The organism is Catenuloplanes indicus (assembly GCF_030813715.1).
GTDB classification, from domain to species: Bacteria; Actinomycetota; Actinomycetes; order Mycobacteriales; family Micromonosporaceae; genus Catenuloplanes; species Catenuloplanes indicus.
Map to the genome: position 1 here is coordinate 5,924,004 of NZ_JAUSUZ010000001.1, position 16,987 is coordinate 5,940,990.

Annotated in this window: 10 protein-coding genes; 8 read left to right on the plus strand and 2 right to left on the minus strand. The window is 71.6% G+C overall.

The features are described from left to right. Nucleotides 1-140 precede the first annotated feature (140 nt). Nucleotides 141-3,854: a multifunctional oxoglutarate decarboxylase/oxoglutarate dehydrogenase thiamine pyrophosphate-binding subunit/dihydrolipoyllysine-residue succinyltransferase subunit gene (locus J2S42_RS26855; RefSeq protein ID WP_307243404.1), complete on the minus strand. Its 3,714-nt coding sequence runs from the start codon at nucleotides 3,852-3,854 to the stop codon at nucleotides 141-143. Between the two features lie 409 nt (nucleotides 3,855-4,263). Here J2S42_RS26855 and J2S42_RS26860 point away from each other — a divergent pair, with 409 nt between their 5' ends. Further along, on the plus strand, nucleotides 4,264-5,331 hold the full coding sequence (locus J2S42_RS26860; RefSeq protein ID WP_307243406.1) for a lysophospholipid acyltransferase family protein: 1,068 nt from the start codon (nucleotides 4,264-4,266) through the stop codon (nucleotides 5,329-5,331). Nucleotides 5,332-5,483: 152 nt separating this feature from the next. Here the strand turns inward: J2S42_RS26860 and J2S42_RS26865 are convergent, their stop codons facing one another. Continuing rightward, complete coding sequence (locus tag J2S42_RS26865) at nucleotides 5,484-6,236, minus strand: TIGR03086 family metal-binding protein (protein WP_307243408.1); 753 nt, start codon at nucleotides 6,234-6,236, stop codon at nucleotides 5,484-5,486. Between the two features lie 152 nt (nucleotides 6,237-6,388). On the opposite strand from J2S42_RS26865, the gene J2S42_RS26870 reads away from it, so the two are divergent. The 7 genes from J2S42_RS26870 to J2S42_RS26900 all read left to right on the plus strand — a co-directional run bounded on the left by J2S42_RS26870 (nucleotide 6,389) and on the right by J2S42_RS26900 (nucleotide 16,970). Then, complete coding sequence (locus tag J2S42_RS26870; protein ID WP_307243410.1) at nucleotides 6,389-7,027, plus strand: TetR/AcrR family transcriptional regulator; 639 nt, start codon at nucleotides 6,389-6,391, stop codon at nucleotides 7,025-7,027. A gap of 103 nt (nucleotides 7,028-7,130) precedes the next feature. After that, nucleotides 7,131-8,018 (plus strand): DUF4097 family beta strand repeat-containing protein, encoded by an 888-nt coding sequence (locus tag J2S42_RS26875; RefSeq protein ID WP_307243412.1) that lies wholly within the window; start codon nucleotides 7,131-7,133, stop codon nucleotides 8,016-8,018. Next, on the plus strand, nucleotides 8,015-9,157 hold the full coding sequence (locus J2S42_RS26880) for a helix-turn-helix transcriptional regulator (RefSeq protein WP_307243414.1): 1,143 nt from the start codon (nucleotides 8,015-8,017) through the stop codon (nucleotides 9,155-9,157). The genes J2S42_RS26875 and J2S42_RS26880 overlap by 4 nt, the downstream gene beginning before the upstream one ends. 424 nt (nucleotides 9,158-9,581) lie before the next feature. Continuing rightward, the gene (locus J2S42_RS26885) at nucleotides 9,582-10,283 is read left to right on the plus strand and encodes a response regulator transcription factor (RefSeq protein WP_307243416.1); all 702 of its coding nucleotides are present in this window, start codon (nucleotides 9,582-9,584) and stop codon (nucleotides 10,281-10,283) included. Nucleotides 10,284-10,289: 6 nt separating this feature from the next. Next, nucleotides 10,290-11,912 carry a sensor histidine kinase gene (locus J2S42_RS26890; RefSeq protein WP_307243418.1) on the plus strand — a complete coding sequence of 541 codons (1,623 nt, stop codon included), beginning with the start codon at nucleotides 10,290-10,292 and terminating at the stop codon, nucleotides 11,910-11,912. Between the two features lie 81 nt (nucleotides 11,913-11,993). Further along, nucleotides 11,994-13,550 (plus strand): S1C family serine protease, encoded by a 1,557-nt coding sequence (locus J2S42_RS26895; protein ID WP_307243419.1) that lies wholly within the window; start codon nucleotides 11,994-11,996, stop codon nucleotides 13,548-13,550. A gap of 216 nt (nucleotides 13,551-13,766) precedes the next feature. Then, nucleotides 13,767-16,970, plus strand: coding sequence for a M50 family metallopeptidase (locus J2S42_RS26900; RefSeq protein WP_307243421.1), 3,204 nt, complete (start codon nucleotides 13,767-13,769; stop codon nucleotides 16,968-16,970). The last annotated feature ends 17 nt before the right edge of the window (nucleotides 16,971-16,987 follow it).

The window sequence follows — 16,987 nt, forward strand, 5'->3', positions numbered from 1 at the left end:
ACTTTGCGGTCCCACGAGCCTCGCGCCCTGCGAGCCTTAGGGTCCTGCGAGCCTTGCGGTCCTGCGAGCTTCGCGGCCCTGTGAACCTCGCGCCCTGCGAGCCTGGAGCTTGCGCTCCTAGGCCCGCAGGGCTTGCGGTCTTACGGGCGGGGCAGGGACGCCTCGATGAGCGCGGTCTGCTCGGCCTCGTGCAGCTTCGCCGAACCGACCGCCGGTGCGGCCGCGGCCGGGCGGGAGATGCGGCGCAGGCGCAGGCCGTCGAGGTGCTCCAGCAGGTTCAGTGCGATGAAGCTCCACGCGCCCTGGTTGGCCGGCTCCTCCTGGACCCAGGCGAAGTCCTCCGCGTTCGGGTACTTCGCCAGCTCCGCCTTCAGCTCCTCGACCGGCAGCGGGTAGAGCTGCTCCATCCGGACGATGGCCGTGTCGGTGATCTTCCGCTCCGCCCGCGCCTGGACCAGGTCGTAGTAGACCTTGCCGCTGCAGAACAGCACGCGCTTCACGGCCGACGCGTCCGCGATTCCGGCGTCGCCGATCACGGTCTGGAACGTGCCGCTGGTGAAGTCCGCGACGGACGACACGCACAGCTTGTGGCGCAGCAGCGACTTGGGCGTGAAGACGATCAGCGGCTTCCGCTTCGGCGACAGCGCCTGGCGGCGCAGCAGGTGGAAGTGGTTCGCCGGAGTGGTCGGGTTCGCCACCCGGATGTTGTCCTCCGCGGCCAGCTGCAGCCAGCGCTCCGGGCGGCCGGACGTGTGGTCCGGCCCCTGGCCCTCGTGGCCGTGCGGCAGCAGCAGCGTCACCGCGGACTGCTGGCCCCACTTGACCTCGCCGGACGAGATGAACTCGTCCGCGATCGACTGGGCACCGTTCGCGAAGTCGCCGAACTGCGCCTCCCAGAGCACCAGCGCCTCGGTGTTCTCGACCGAGTAGCCGTACTCGAAGCCCATCGCCGCGTACTCGCTGAGCAGCGAATCGTGCGCGAAGAACCGGGCCTGGCCGGCGGCGAGCTGGCTGATCGGCAGGAAGTCCGCGCCGGTGCGGCCGTCCACCACGGCGGCGTGCCGCTGCACGAACGTGCCGCGCCGCGAGTCCTGTCCGGACAGACGGACCGTCACGCCCTGGGTGAGCAGTGAACCGAACGCGATGATCTCGCCGAAGCCCCAGTCGATGTTGCCCTCGCGGGCCATCTTGGCGCGCCGGTCGAGCAGCTGCTGGACCCGCTTGTGCGGCGTGAAGCCCTCGGGCAGGTCGATGTGTGCCTGACCGATCCGGGCCACGGTCTCCGCGTCGATCGCGGTCTCCACCACCGGCTCCGGCTCCTGCACGGCGACGCGCGCCCGCCGGCCGGACGACGACGTGTTCGCGTCGCGGGTGGCCTTGAAGACCTGCTCCAGCTGGCCCTGGTAGTCGCGCAGCTGCTCCTCCGCGTCCGCGACCGTGATGTCGCCGCGGCCGATCAGCTCCTCGGTGTACGCCTTCCGGACGCTGCGCTTGTTGTCGATGATCGCGTACATCAGCGGGTTGGTCATCGACGGGTCGTCGCCCTCGTTGTGACCGCGGCGCCGGTAGCAGACCAGGTCGATCACCACGTCCTTGTTGAACGTCTGGCGGTACTCGAACGCCAGCCGCGCGACCCGGACCACGGCCTCGGGGTCGTCGCCGTTCACGTGGAAGATCGGGGCCTGGATCATCCGGGCCACGTCCGTGCTGTAGAGCGAGGACCGGCTGTACTCCGGCGCGGTGGTGAAGCCGACCTGGTTGTTGACGACCACGTGCACGGTGCCACCGGTACGGTAACCGCGCAGCTGGGAGAGGTTCAGCGTCTCCGCCACCACGCCCTGGCCGGCGAACGCGGCGTCACCGTGCACCATCAGCGGCAGAACCGTGTAGCCCTCCAGGCCGAGGTTGAGCCGGTCCTGCTTGGCGCGGACGATGCCCTCCAGCACCGGGTCCACGGCCTCCAGGTGCGACGGGTTCGCCGTGACACTGACCGTGGTGCCGTACTCACCGTCCGGCGTGGTGAACTTGCCGGTCATGCCCAGGTGGTACTTCACGTCGCCGGAGCCGTGCGCCGACTTCGGGTCCAGGTGGCCCTCGAACTCGGAGAAGATCTTCTCGTACGGCTTGCCGACGATGTTGGCCAGCACGTTCAGCCGGCCACGGTGCGCCATGCCGATCACGACCTCGTCCAGCTGGCTCTCCGCGGAGGCCTGCAGGACCTCGTCGAGCAGCGGGATCAGCGACTCGCCGCCCTCCAGCGAGAACCGCTTCTGACCGACGAACTTCGTCTGCAGGAACGTCTCGAACGCCTCGGCCGCGTTCAGCCGGTTGAGGATGTGCTTCTGCTCCTCCGGCGACGGCTTCTCGTACTTGATCTCGATGCGGTCCTGGATCCAGCGGCGCTCCTCCGGGTCCATGATGTGCATGTACTCGATGCCGACGCGGCGGCAGTACGAGTCGCGCAGCACACCGAGCACGTCGCGGAGCTTCATCTTCTGTTTGCCGGCGAAGCCGCCGACCGGGAACGTCCGGTCCAGGTCCCACAGCGTCAGGCCGTGCTCGAGTACGTCGAGGTCCGGGTGCCGGCGGATCTCGAACTCCAGCGGGTCGGTGTCCGCCATCAGGTGACCGCGCACCCGGTACGCGTGGATCAGCTCGACGACGCGCGCCGCCTTGTCGATCTGGCCCTCGGACGTACGGGCGACGTCGCGCACCCAGCGGACCGGCTCGTACGGCACGCGCAGCGCCGTGAAGATCTCGTCGTAGAAGCCGTGCTCACCGAGCAGCAGCTCGTGCATGACCTTCAGGAACTCGCCGGACTGCGCACCCTGGATAATCCGGTGGTCATAGGTGCTGGTCAGCGTGATGACCTTGCTGACGCCCAGGTCAGTGAGGGTCTCATCGGACATTCCGGCGTACGGCGCGGGGTACTCCATCGCGCCGACACCGATGATCGCGCCCTGGCCGACCGTGAGGCGCGGCATGGAGTGCACGGTGCCGATGCCGCCCGGGTTGGTCAGCGAGACGGTGGCGCCGGAGTGGTCTTCCATCGTCAGCTCGTTGCGGCGCGCGCGGCGGACGATCTCCTCGTACGCCTGCCAGAAACCGCGGAAGTCGAGGTTCTCGCAGCCCTTGACGCTCGGTACGACCAGTGAGCGGGACCCGTCCGGCTTGGCCAGGTCGATCGCGATGCCGAGGTTGACGTGCTCCGGCGTGACGATCGTGGGCTTGCCGTTGGTCTCGACGTAGTTGTTGTTCATCTCCGGGTGCAGCGCCAGCGCCTTGACCAGTGCATAGCCGATCAGATGCGTGAAGCTGACCTTGCCGCCCCGGCCGCGCGCGAGGTGGTTGTTGATCACGATGCGGTTGTCCACCAGCAGCTTCGCCGGGACCGCGCGGACGCTGGTGGCGGTCGGGACCGCCAGTGACGCCTCCATGTTCTGCACGATCTTGGCGGCGATGCCGCGCAGCGGTGCGGTGCCGGGGGTGACCTTGACCGGCTCCTTCTTCGGCTTCGCCTTGGCCGCGGGCGCGGCGGCCTTGGCCTGCGGCGCCGGCTGGGGCTGCGGCTTCGCGGCCGGCGTGGCGGCGGCCTTGGCAGCGTCCTTCGCGGCCGCGGGTGCGTCGGTGCCCACGCGGGCGGCCGACGAGGCTCCGGCGGCCGCGGTGGCCTCCGTCGGCGTCGCGATCGAACCAGCATCCGCCGCCGGCTTGTAATCAGCGAAGAAGTCGTGCCATGCGGAATCCACGCTCGTCGGATCGGCGAGGTACCGCTGGTACATCTCTTCGACGATCCACTCGTTGGGGCCGAAGCCCGCCAGGGGATTGTCCTGCGAAGTTTGCTGGGTCGACACGGCCGGTATCGCCTCTTTCAGAGCGGTTTGTCTGTGTCGCGGTAGGTGACAGGCATTCGTTGACTGCCGCGAGCTGACGTGGGGTCAGACTTCGGTTTCCAGGCTACGCCGTGTGATTCGGCACCTTGTCGTCGACGTCCGTCCGTGTCGAGATTCACAGCATTGGGGTCTTTCGGCCCTGCGTGCACGTTACGTTGCGGCCGGGCGATTCATGTGCCTGCAGGTGCTGCTCAGCATGGTTTTCCGGTCGCCGAGCGGTTTGCCCGGCAGTCTTCCCGCCCGCCTCCTGAGCGATGACACAGAGTCACACCCGTGAGTGATCTTGCCTGCATGCATCGTTCACGTGCTTGACATCGGGATCCGGGGCTCCCGACACGCCGCTGAGGCATCACCCCCTTACACAGTGAACATGGACACCGTTGACCCGTCGGGCGTCCTTCCCGGACCGGCCGTCGTGCCGCCCTGGCGCCCGTCGCTGCCCGCCCCGCTCGCTCAGCCCCGGTCCAACTGCGACAGCGGCTGTCTGCCCGTCCGAGGCTTCCACCGGCGCGTCTCCGTCCCGCGTCAGGCCGTCCGTGCCGTGACGCTGGCCGGCGCGCTGATCGGTGGTCTCGCACTCCTGCCCCTCCTCCCGTTCCTGACCGGCACCGGCCGGCAGGCCGCCGGCCGCTGGTGGGCCCGCGCCGTGCTCGCCGCCGCCGGCGTCCGCCTCGTCATCCGCGGCGCCGGCTTCGTGCCCCGCCGCCGTGCACTCCTGGTCGCCAACCACAACTCCTGGCTGGACACGGTTGCACTGCTGGCCGTCTCCCCGGCCCGGATGACCGCCAAGCACGACATCCGCCACTGGCCGGTGATCGGCGTGCTGGCCACCCTGGCCGGCACCATCTTCATCGACCGTCGGCACCCCCGGACGCTGCCCACCACCGTCGCCCGGATCACCGACGCACTGCGCAAGGACGACCTCGTCGCCGTCTTCCCGGCCGGCACCACCGGCTGCGGCCGCTCCACCGGCCCCGGCCACCGCGCCGACAACTCCCTCACCGGACGCTGGCGCCCCGCGGTGTTCCAGGCCGCCGTCGACGCCCACGCCGCCGTCGTCCCGATCCGCCTCGGCTACCGCGAGGGCCGAACCGGCCCGGACAGCACCATCGCCACCTTCCTCTCCGCCGAAAGCCTCTTCGCGTGCGCCATCCGCGTGATCGCAATCCGCGACCTGACCGCCGTGGTCACGATCGAACCGGCTCTGCACCCCGACCTCGACGCAAACCGCCGTGTCCTGGCCCGCGCCGCCGAGGGCGTCGTCCGCCCCTACCGCCGCCCAACCTCGGTTCCGGCCCCTGCCCCGGCCCCGGCCTCGGCCCCGGTTCCGGCCCCGATGCCGGATCCGGCTTCGGCCTTGGCTCCGTCCTCGCTTCCCGCGTCGAGCGCGGCATCCGCGCCTGCGCCGGTACATGGCCGCTTGGACCTCGCCGCCTGATTTCACCCGACCAAGCCTCCGGCGCCGCACCGATGCGGCCCGGAGGTTTGCCGCATCCGGCCGCGCTGCCCGGCGCGGGCCGGGTGGCTGCGATACGCGGGTATGCGCCAGCGGCCGGGCGCGGATATATGAAGCAGGTTCCCGTTTGCGGTTCAGGCGATGTTGTCGTGGAGGCCGGACGGAGGGCTCCAGATCGGGTTGCGGCCCAGATAGCGAAGTACGGAAGAAGCGTCGTCGTCGGCCAGCTCGCCGGTGTAGGCGCTGCCGAGCGCGCGGGCCTCCTCGATCGGGTCGAAGGGTGATGCGAATGCGCCGTAGGGGCGGAGCGGCTCGACGAGCTCGGTCGAGACCAGGAGCAGTGAATAGGCGATCTCGGGGGTGAGTGGTGACGACTGCCGGGTGGCGACCGCGATGTCCCACGCATGAATCGCGGCGTCGAGCGCGCAGGCCCCGGCGGCCAGCCAGGGAGGCAGCGGACCGGCCGGCAGTGGCGTCGGCACCGCCGGCACGGAGTCGGGCACGGTCGTGAACGCGGCGCGAGCCAGCGCGATCACCTCCATGGTTGCCCCCAGTGGGTCGGTCAGCGGTGCTTCGCTCGGCGCGTAGGGATCCTCAGGCGGCCAGAGGCCCCCACTGATGGTGGCGGCGAACCGTGCCTGGTTGCCCAGCGTGTGCCGCAGGACCTGCCCGACGGTCCACTCCGCGCACGGCGTCGGCAGACTCCAGCCGCCCACCGGCACGCCTTTGACCGCGAACCGGAGTGCGGAATGCGCGTCCGCCAGCACCTCCCGCCAGCGGACCGGCGCCCGCACCGACGCCGCTTCGGGCGGTATCTCCTCCGGAGGAGGCTCGCTCGGCAGCCCGGCGGCGCTCCGTGCGGATGTGCTCAGCTTCAGGTCGCTCATCGTCTCCCCTTCTGTGCTGGCGCAGTGAAGCTTCGTAACTGGCGTGTCCAGGGTTCGTGCTGGCGCGACACCGAACCGCGCTGGAACGGAATCCTTTGTTCCGCCCGAGCATAGCGGAGCGGAATGATCCGTTCCAGTGCTAGAGTGATGTCGTGACGGAAGAATCCAGCCGTGGCCTTTCCGGTCGGCGGGGGCACGCCAAGCGCAACGACGAGGTGATCCTCACCGCGGCGCGGGACGTGTTCGTGAACGACCCGAGCGCCCCCATCTCCGCGGTCGCCGGCCGTGCGGGTGTCGGCATCAGCGCGCTCTACCGGCGCTATGCGGGCAAGGAGGACCTACTGCGGCAGCTGTGCCTGAGCGGCCTGCACCGCTTCATCCTCGAGGCTGAGGAGGCCGAGGCGGAGCCGGATGGCTGGGCTGCCCTGGTCGCCTTCCTGGGTCGGGTGGTCGACGCCGACGTGCATTCGCTGACGGAGCGTCTGGCCGGCGCCTTCACGCCCACCGCCGAGCTGCGGGAGGCTGCTGCGAGGGCCGGCGAGCTGGCCGCGCGGCTCGTGCAGCGCGCGCAGGCGGGTGGGCGGCTCCGGGCGGACGTGACGCCGGAGGACCTGGCATTGGTGCTGGAGGGCTGTGCCGCGATCCGTGTGGCCGACGCCGTCCGGACCGTTCAGCTCCGGCGCCGGCACCTTGCGCTGCTGATCCAGGGCTTGGCCGGCCCGGGCGACCCGTCCCTGCCCGGCCCCGCCCCGCAGCCCGGCGAGCTGAGCCGCTGGCGGCCGGAGGGTTGAAGATCGCCAACGGCCGTGCACCGTCGACTCGTGGCGCCCTAGTTATATCGCGATGTATCGCGTAGGCTGGCGACACGAAGCCGAGCACGCACTGGGGGCCGACATGGCGAGCTGGACGATCCACGAACCCTCGAAGATCACCTGTGCGGCGGACGTGCGTCGGCTGGAGGTCAGCCTGCTGGTGGGGCGGCTAACCGTGATCGGCGCGGACGGCCCCGCCCGAATCGAGGTGTCGAAGGTCGGCGGCCGTGCGGTCCAGGTCGAGCTGGAGGGCGGGGTGCTTCGCGTGCGTCAGGAGGGGGGCAGCGCGTGGCTGGGGCTGCTCTCGTGGATCATGCAGCTGGCCAAGCGGATTGCGGTCGACGTGTCGATTGCCGTGCCGCCCGCGTCCCGCGTAACGCTCGGGTTGATCTCCGGTCGGGTGATCGCGTCCGGGCTGCGTGAACGCACCGACGTCGACGTGACCGCCGGGAGCATCACGCTGATGGGTGTCGGCGGGCTGACCCGGGCGAACCTAGTCTCCGGGCCGGTCGAGGCGGTCGGCGTGGCCGGAGAATTGATCATGGATACGGTCTCCGGCGAGCTGATCCTGGCGGACAGCCCGGTGACCACGGTGCGCGGCACCACCGTCTCCGGCAGCATCACCTGCGATCTGGACGGTGCGGCGGACAGCGACATCCGGCTGGACACCACGTCCGGCAGCATCACCGCGCGCGTGCCGGAGGACAGTGATCTCGCGATCGAGCTGCGTGCCTTGGCGGGCCAGGTGACCAGCTCGTTCCCGGAGGAGCTGGCGGAGCGAACCACGCTCAGCGGCAGCACGGTGAACGGCTGGCTCGGCCAGGGCACGGGGCGGCTCAGCGCCTCCGCGATCTCCGGCAGCATCGCGCTGCTGTCCCGTCCCGCCGTGGCGGCCGAGGACGCCGATCCGAATGATGAGCCCGCCGTTGCCGGGCCGGTGCGCCGTGATCCTGCGGAGGGGTCGGCATGACGGCCGTTTTCAGCCATGGGCGCCTTCGCCTCTACCTGCTCAAACTGCTCGATGACGGGCCCAAGCACGGGTACGAGTTCATTCGGCTGCTGGAGAATCGCTTCCTCGGGCTCTACGCGCCGAGCGCCGGCACGATCTATCCGCGGCTGGCGCGTCTGGAGGCCGAAGGGCTGGTGACGCACGTAGCGGCGGGTGCGCGCAAGACCTACGAGATCACCGAGGCGGGTCGGGAGGAGCTGCGCGGGCGGGCCGAGGAGCTGCAGGCGCTGGAGGCGGAGATCTCCGCGTCGATCAGCGACCTGAGCAGCCTGGCCGGTCAGATCCAGTCGCAGGTGCAGGGCTCGGTTCGTGACCTCAAGCGAGAGCTGCGCGACGCGACCCGGCAGTTCCGCCGGCCCCAGCAGCCCGCCGCCCGCTGGACCCCGCCCGCGCCGCCGCCCCCGGCCGGCTACGAACAGCCACCGCCCGGCACGGCAGGCCCCCCTGTCGAGCCTGGGTCTCCGGGTGCCCCCGGCTACCCGAGCGAGGGCAAACCTCCCAGTGCGCCCGGGGCTGCCGGTGCCGCCGGGGCTGCCGGTGCTTCCGGGGCTGCCGGTGCTTCCCGGGCTGCCGGTGCACCCGGGGCTTCCGGTGCCCCCGGTGAATCGGGTGGCGGTCGGTCCGGCTTCAGCATGCCCGGCGGCGGGGGAGCCCGAACGCCGCCGCTGACCATGCCGAGCGGCATCCGGATCTTCTTCGACAACGGCTTCCCGGAGCCGCCCACGCCGGACACGGTTCCCGGTAGATCCTCCACGGACGCAGGTCCAGCCCGCGCCGAAGACCCGGCCGGTGCGCAAGAAGCACCGGGCGGGCAGGAAGCACCGGGCGGGCAGGAGGCACCGGGCGGGCAGGAGGCACCGGGCGGGCAGGAAGCACCGGGCGGGCAGGAAACACCGGGCGGGCAGGAGGCGTCCGGCGGGAAGTCTGGCCGCGGGACCGAGGAGCGGGAGCTCAGCGAACTGGAGAAGGCGTTGGGTCTCTTCGTCGACGATGCGCAGGCCATGATCGATGGAGTGCGGGCGACCGAGGACCAGGTCCGGGAGATCGGCGAGGTGCTGGACGCGACGCTGACCCGGATCCGCCGCCTCCTTTGTAACTGAGGCCGGAGCGCTCCCGGCCGAGGGGGCCGCTGGCCGGTAGCGCTGCCGGAAAGCAGCGCCACCGGCTGATAGCGCCGCGGGAACCGGCCCATAGCACCGCGGGGAAGCAGCGCGCCGGCCGGTGATGCTGCCGGAAAGCAGCGCCATGAGAAAAGCAGCGTCGCCGGAAAGCGGCGCGGCCGGCCGGAAGCGCGGCCCGGCCGGAAGCGCGGCCCGCCGGAAGCGCGGTCGGCTGGGAGTGCGGTCGGCTGGGAGTGCGGTCGGCTGGGGGCGCGGTCGGCTGGGAGTGCGGTCGCCCGGGAGCGGGCGGTCGTCGTTGGGTGGCTTTGGCCGTACCATCGGAGGCTCTGGGGGTTTGGGTTTTCACAGACTGTTCTCAGTGGGTCTCCAGAAACCCTCCAGAACAGCGCGTAATGATGGCGGCATGGCCGCAACACAGACTGAGGCGCGACTGCTCGTCGTCGAGGACGACCCGAACATCCTGGAGCTGCTGTCGGCCAGCCTGCGTTTCGCGGGCTTTGACGTCGCGACCGCGGTGAGTGGTAGCGCGGCGGTGGCGGCAGCCCGGGATCGGCGGCCGGACCTGGTCGTGCTCGATGTGATGTTGCCGGATCTGGATGGCTTCGAGGTCATCAAGCTGATGCGGGAGGGCGGCACGCGGACGCCGGTGGTCTTCCTGACGGCGCGGGACGCGACCGATGACAAGATCCGTGGGCTGACGCTGGGTGGCGACGACTACGTGACGAAGCCGTTCAGCCTGGAGGAGCTGACCGCGCGGATCCGGGCGGTGCTGCGCCGGACCAGCGCGACGGCCGAGGAAAGTTCCCGCCTGACCTTCGCGGACCTGGAGCTGGACGAGGAGACGCACGAGGTCTACCGGGCAGGGAGCCGGGTGCAGCTGTCGCCGACCGAGTTCAAGCTGCTGCGCTACCTGATGCTGAACGCGAACCGGGTGCTCTCCAAGGCGCAGATCCTGGACCACGTGTGGAACTACGACTTCCGCGGTGACGACAACATCGTCGAGTCGTACATCTCCTACCTGCGGCGCAAGGTCGACACCACGCAGCCGCGGCTGATCCACACGCTGCGCGGGGTCGGCTACGTGCTCCGCAAGCCCGCGCAGTAGGCGACGGTGAAGGCCCGCCTGCGCAGCACGCCGCTGCGGCTCAAGCTGGTCGCGAGCGTGCTGGTGCTGGTCGGCGTGGCGCTCATCGTGATCAGCGTCAGTAGTGCGTACTTCCTGCGGTCCTACCTGGTCCGGCTGGTCGACGACCAGTTGCACCAGATCGCGAACGACGCGAACGCGGCCGCGATGTTCGTCAACGGCGGCGAGGTAACGGTCCCGACCGACTACTACGGCCGGGTCACCGCGATGAACGGTGTCGGCAAGGACCCGGTCTACGACGCCCATCTCGGGCAGGGCGATCTTCCGCCGCAGGTCGAGGGCCGGGAGGAGATAGCCGCGGTGGCCGGCACCGCGTACACGGTGAAGTCGGAGAACGGCAAGATTCGCTGGCGCATGCTGGTCACGGTGCTGCCGAACAACGAGGTCCTGCACATCGGGGAGAACCTGGAGCAGGTCGATCTCGCGGTCAAGCGGCTGATCTGGATCGACGGGCTGGTCGGCGGCGCGGTGCTGATCATGCTGGCGTCGATCGGCGCCGGCATGGTGCGCACCAGCCTGCGGCCGCTGGATCAGATAGAGCAGACCGCGGGCGCGATCGCGGCCGGTGACCTGAGCCGCCGCGTGCCCGACCCGGAACCCGGCATCGACGAGCCGCAGAGCGAACTGGGCCGGCTGTCCCGCGCGCTGAACGGCATGCTCACCCAGATCGAGGCCGGGTTCGCGGCGCGTGCCGCGTCCGAGGCGGCGGCCCGGTCCGCAGAGAGCGTCGCGCGGGACGCGGCGCTGCGCGCGCAGGCGTCCGAGGCCCGGGCGCGCAACTCGGAGCAGCGCATGCGGCAGTTCGTGGCGGACGCGTCGCACGAGCTGCGCACGCCGTTGACCACGATCCGCGGCTTTGCGGAGCTGTACCGGCAGGGTGCGGCCACCGACCCGCCCAAGCTGGTCCGCCGGATCGAGGACGAGGCCGCGCGGATGGGCCTGCTGGTCGAGGACCTGCTGCTGCTGGCCCGGCTGGACCGGGAGCGCCCGCTGGACCTGAGCCCGGTGGAGCTGCCGGTGCTGGCCGCGGACGCGGTGCAGGCCGCGCGCGCGATCGCGCCGGACCGGAAGATCACGCTGGAGATCGCACCCGGGTCCGGGCCGCTGGTGGTGACCGGCGACGAGTCCCGGCTGCGGCAGGTCTTCGGCAACCTGATGACGAACGCGCTCACCCACACGCCGGCGGACGCGTCCGTCACGCTGCGGCTGCGCGCGGAGGCGGACGCGGACGGGCGGCGCGTCGCCGGCGTGGTCGAGGTGATCGACACCGGCGGCGGGCTGACCCAGGAGCAGATCGACCGGGTGTTCGAGCGGTTCTACCGGGCGGACGCGGCCCGCACCCGCACCGCGGCCGGCACCATCAGCACCGGGCTCGGCCTGGCGATCGTGGCGGCCATCGTCTCCTCGCACGAGGGGGTCGTCGAGGTGGAGAGCACGCCGGGTAACGGCGCCACATTCCGGGTAAGACTGCCGCTGGTGCCGACCGAACTCGACGCGGACTCGGACGACGCTGACGAAGAGCTGGAAGACTTCCCGGAGGATGAGGGTGCTGACGCGGTCGCGTCGGATATCCGCCCTGATAAGCCCTGATATATCCCCCGTTTTGGATTCACAGTTAACCTTCAGGGCGATTTCAGGGCCGTCGCAGATGTCGGCGGGAAGGTGGGAGACATGAACGAGCACGAGACCACCCCCGAGGGGCAGCAGGCCCCCGCCGGAGAGGCGCAGGGGACCCCCGCCGAGGGCTACCGGCACCCGGCCGAAGGGCTGCGGGGGCCGTCCGGCTCGAGTGACGAGGCGAACCGGCCCCTCACGTCCGAGCCCGTCACCCAGCCGGTGCCGACCAACCTCGTCCCGCCCGCGGCCACGAGCGAGGCCGGCCGGCCGAATTACGGGCAGTACCCGCCGAGCCCGTGGGCCGCACCGGCCGCCGGCCAGACGTCGCACCTGCCGCCGGCCGCGGCGCCGGCCAGCGCGCAGCCGATGTCGCAGTGGGCGCAGCCGGTCCCGGCCGGTGCCTACCAGCCCGCCGGCTACCCCGGCCAGAGCCACCCCGGCGCGCACCCCGGCCAGAACCACCCCGGTCAGCCGCCGGTGCCGCCGTGGGCCGGTGGGCCGGTGGGACCCGTGCCGCCGCCGCAGTCGTCGCCGGGTGACCGCCGGTTCGGCCGGTTCGCCGCGACCGCCGCCGCGGCCGTGGTGCTCGCGCTCGGTGCCGGCACGGTCGGCGCGGTCACCGCCAACGCGATGGACGACGACACCCCGGGCGTCAACACCACGAACACCGCGAACGGCGAGCCCGCCCCGGTGATCGACCGCTCGTCGCTCGCCTCGATCGCGGCCGCGGTGCAGGACAGTGTGGTCTCCATCACCACGGATACCGGCGAGGGCTCCGGCGTGGTGCTCACCGAGGACGGCTACATCCTCTCCAACAACCACGTTGTCGGCGGCGCGCAGGGCGGCCGGGTCACCGTTGTCTTCGCCGACGGCACGAAGGCAGAGGCCCAGGTCGTGGGTACGGACGCGCGTACCGACCTCGGTGTGGTCAAGGCGGAGGGCGTCTCCAACCTGACCGCCGCGAAGTTCGGCGACAGCGCGGCCGTCAAGGTCGGCGACACGGTGCTCGCGCTCGGCAGCCCGCTCGGCCTTCAGGGCTCGGTCACCGCCGGCATCATCTCGGCCAAGGACCGGACCATCCAGGTCGCCGGCGAGGAGGAGCAGAGCCCGTTCGGCGGTGGCCAGCAGCAGGCCGGCCAGTCCATCGCGGGGCTGCTGCAGACCGACGCGCCGATCAACCCGGGCAACTCCGGCGGTGCGCTGGTCAACACGAACGGTGAGGTGATCGGCATCAACACCGCGATCGCCACCTCCGGTCAGGGCAGCGGCTCGATCGGCCTCGGCTTCGCGATCCCGAGCAACAAGGCCAAGGAGGTCTCCGAGGCGCTGAAGACCGGGCAGAAGGTCAGCCACCCGTTCCTCGGCGTCAGCCTGACCGAGGCGGAGGGCGGCGGCGCGCTGGTCAGCAGCGTCAGCGAGGACAGCCCGGCGCAGAAGGCCGGCATCCAGCGCGGTGACGTTATCACCCAGATCGACGGCAAGGCCGTGAACAGCTCGGACGACGTGATCACCGCGGTGCAGGCGGGCAAGGTCGGCCAGCAGATGACGGTCACCTACAAGCGCAGTGGCGCGGAGAAGACCGCGACCGCGACGCTCGCCGAGGCCTCCTGACGCACCACTCACAGCCGCACCAGGGCGGGGTTCGCCCCGCCTGCTCCCCACGTGGCGGGCGACATGACCGAGGGGGTTGGTCATGTCGCCCGCCACACCCGTGTGCGCTGGTCAGCACTCGCCTCTATCGGTCATGGCGCCTGGTCGATACTCTTCCTGGCGGGGCGGCGGGCCCCGGGTGACGGGGGGTCACCAGGCGAAAACGGAGATCATGCAGTGTCGATCGTTGAAACACGGCTGAGCGTCTGGGAGGCCCTTGCCGGACGCGCTCCCGGCCAGCCGATCGGGCCCTCCGACACCGACGTGTGGTCCGCGGTGATCGACCGGATCAACCCGGCCCGGGCCCGGCCGGAGCTGCGGTCCGGCATCGAGACCGCCGAGCTGACCAGCGTCCGCGGCGTGCCTTATGTGATGCTCCGCTCGCCCGACGACGCCGGTCCGTCGAGCTACCTGCGGCTGAGCCCGGAGGAGTGGCAGCTCGCCGAGCTGATGGACGGTTCCCGCACGGTCGCGCGGCTGGTCGCGGAGTTCGCCCACATATCCGGCCGGCTCGCACCCGACCAGGTCCGCCGGCTCGTCGCCGACCTGGCCGCGAACCGCATGCTCGGCGAGCTGCCGGTGGACGCGTTCGGGCCGCTGGAGCAGGTGCGCCGCCGCCCGCTCGCGCTGCGCGTGGGCGCCGGGCTGCTGGCCGCCGCGCGAGGCCGCCGGATGGCCGTGGCGAACGTGGACCCGATCATCGACGTGCTCTACCGGTTCGGCGGCCGGTTCTTCTTCACGCCGGTCGCGGCCGTGCTGTTCGGCATCGTCGCGCTGGCCGGCTTCGGCCTCTTCGCCTGGACCTGGTGGCGCGGCGACCAGTCCGTCTTCGTGTCGAACGGCTCGTTCCTGGTCGGCGCGATCGTGTTGCTGGCGCTCAACGTGGTGGCGCTCGCCGCGCACGAGCTCGGCCACGCACTGGCCACCAAGCACATGGGCCGGCGCGTCCCGGCCGCCGGCTTCCTGGTCTACTTCGGCATCCCGTCCGTCTTCGTGGACACCAGCGACGTGTGGATGGCCGGCCGTCGCGCGCGGCTGCGCACCACGCTCGCCGGACCGGCCGCCGGCCTGGTGCTGGCCGGCTCCGCGCAGATCGTCGGGCTGATCTTCCCGGCTGTCGCGCCGCTCGCGTTCAAGCTGGCCTTCGCGTGGTACCTGAACGCGCTGTTCAACCTGAACCCGCTGCTCGCGCTGGACGGCTACTACCTGCTGATGGACTGGCTGGAGATCCCGAACCTGCGGGCACGCGGGCTCGCGTTCGTCGCCGGCCGGCTGCGCCGCCGTCCGCCGCGCTGGCGCGAGCTGGACGCGGAGGGCCGGCTGATCGCGCTCTACGGCACGCTCGCGGTGCTGTGGCTGGTGATCGCGGCGAACGTGTTCTACCGCGTCTGGGCCGACCGGGTGCAGGGACTGGTCTCCGGTCTCTGGCACGGCGGGTTCGGCCCCCGGCTGCTGTTGCTGCTGATCATCGGCGGACTGTGCGCGCCCCTGGCGTACCTCCTGGTGGGTTGGCTCTCCCGCCGCCTGCGGCGGTTCCGTGCGATGCGCCGGGAGCGGAAGCGGGCCGAGGACACGCCACACCGGCAGCACGCGCTCAACCGTTCGATGCTGGGCCGGCTGCCCGCGGAGGTGCTGACCCGGCTCGCCCGGCAGGCGCACTGGGAGCGTCCCGGCGACGGCCGCCAGCTGATCGCCGCCGGTGGCGCGCAGCCCACGGTGTACGTGGTGATCGAGGGCGCGCTGCAGGGCCGGCGCCCCGGCGACCCGGGCGGCATCCTGCGCCAGCACGCCGGCCCCGGCTCCACGGTCGGGCTGGACGCCGCGCTCGCCGGTGCCCCGGCCGCCCTGGACTGGTACGTGTCCGGCGACGCCGTGCTGCTCGCGATCCCGTCGACCGCGGTGGCGACCGCGATCGGCCCGCTGCCCGGACCACCGCCCACCGACCGGGCGTACGCGGAAGCGCTCTTCGACGACACACCGGCGCTGACCGGGCTCTCGCCCGAGGGCCGGATGGGCATGCTCGCGGCCGCGCGCTCCTCCGCGGTCAACCCCGGCGACGCGATCCGGCTCGACGGGCCGACCGACGCGGTGATCATCGAGTCCGGCGCGATCGTCCTGCCGGACGGCGGTGAGCTGCGGCGCGGCACCATGATCGGCCCGGTCGGCGAGGGCTACCCCGGCCCGGTCGCGGTCGCGCGCACACCGGTCCGGCTGTGGACCATCCCGGCGATGGCCGGTGCCGCGGCCACGTTCGCCGGCAGCTCCTCGTTCGAGGGTGCGGACCGGCCACCGCTGCGCCCGTCGACCGGCGTGCACTCCGGCGGCGACTACCCGCCGCTGGCCGCGCCGCCCGGTATGCCGCCCGGTGGCGTCGACTACGGGCTGGACGGCCGGTTCGAGCGCAGGCTCTGGTGGCTGGTGCTGCTGGTCCTGCTGCTCGCGCTCGGGCTCACCGCCGCGCAGCTGAGGCCCGCGCCCGCGTGGGCCGAGATGCCCGGCGACCGGGCGCTGCTGACCGCGGAGACCGGCACCGTCGACGTCGGCGTGGCCGGGCGGATGGTCCGGCTCGACGAGGGCAGCCGCTACCAGCTGCCGATCGGTGCGGAGGTCTGGGTCGGCACGGAGTCGCGGGCATCGCTGACGTTCCGCGGCGGTGCGTTCTCCGTGCTGTGCGCGGGCAGCACCGCCGAGATCCGCGACCTGCGCACCGAGGGTGACCGGACCCGCACGCCGTACGCCGGTCTGGAGCTCGAGGACGGGCGGATCCTGTCCGACACGGCGTCGACCAGCGGTGCGTTCCGGCCGCTGTCGCTGGAGATCTCCAGTGCGCGGATCGCGGTCAGCAGCACCGGGGCCGCGTGGTACGCGGTGGAGAACGGGCAGGCCGTGGTGTCCCGGGGCGAGGTGCTGGCGGACCGGGTGAACCAGCCGGAGACGCGCCGCGACCTGGACTGCGCCGACGGCCTGCCGGACCCGCTCCCGACGCCGTCCGGTTCGCCGTCGCCGTCGCCGACGCCGTCGGACTCGCCGTCGCCGTCGCCGTCGCCGTCCCCGTCGCCGTCGAGTTCGCCGTCTCCGACGCCGTCCGTGCCCGGCAACGTGGTGCCGACCGACGACGATGACGACGACAACGGTGGTGGAGTGGTGGTGCCGCCGCCTCCGGTGACGCGTTCGCCGAACCCGCCGCGTCCGACCACCCAGGCGCCGCCGCCTCCGTCGCCCACGACCAACCCGCCGACGACTGAGCCGAGCCCGGACCCGGAACCGACCAACACCGGCGAACCGACCATTTCCAGCGGTACGTTCACCCCGTCCGTACCCGCGGAGCAGTCCTCGGTGCCGGCCGTCCCGTCGGTCTCCGAGACCGTGATCCTGTTCTGATGTCGGTGTCCTGAGGA